General features: G+C 63.6%; 1 pseudogene. It reads left to right on the top strand.

Features of this window, described 5'->3' with window-relative positions:
* Window positions 1-404, top strand: a pseudogene (locus EN804_RS34920) (FAD/NAD(P)-binding oxidoreductase); the annotation flags it as partial.

Here is a 404-nt window from a genome sequence, read left to right as displayed (position 1 = left end):
CGCGAACGCGCGACGGTCGAGACGGTGACGCTGGAAGGACTGCTGGAACGCGGTGCGGAGATCGTTCCCGCGCTTGCCTCCGTTTCCGTGACCGCTGTTTATGCCGGTCTGCGCCCGGCATCTGAAAAGAAGCACTACCGGATTTCCACCCGGCCAGACCGGCGGGCGATCACGCTCGGTGGCATTCGCTCCACGGGCCTCAGTGCCGCGCTCGGACTGGCGCAGCATGCGCTGCGGCTTCACGAAGGTTTCGGTACGCGCTTTAACCCGCCATCCTCAATCCCCGAAGTGACGATGCCCAATCTGACCGAAACCTGCGGGCGGGACTGGCAGCGTGCCGATCACGGCGAAATCGTCTGTCATTGCGAACTCGTCACCCGCCGGGAAATCGAGGCGACATTTTT

The sequence above is a fragment of the Mesorhizobium sp. M8A.F.Ca.ET.161.01.1.1 genome (assembly GCF_004792105.1).
GTDB lineage: Bacteria > Pseudomonadota > Alphaproteobacteria > Rhizobiales > Rhizobiaceae > Mesorhizobium.
This window is presented reverse-complemented; position numbering and strand designations above follow the sequence as displayed.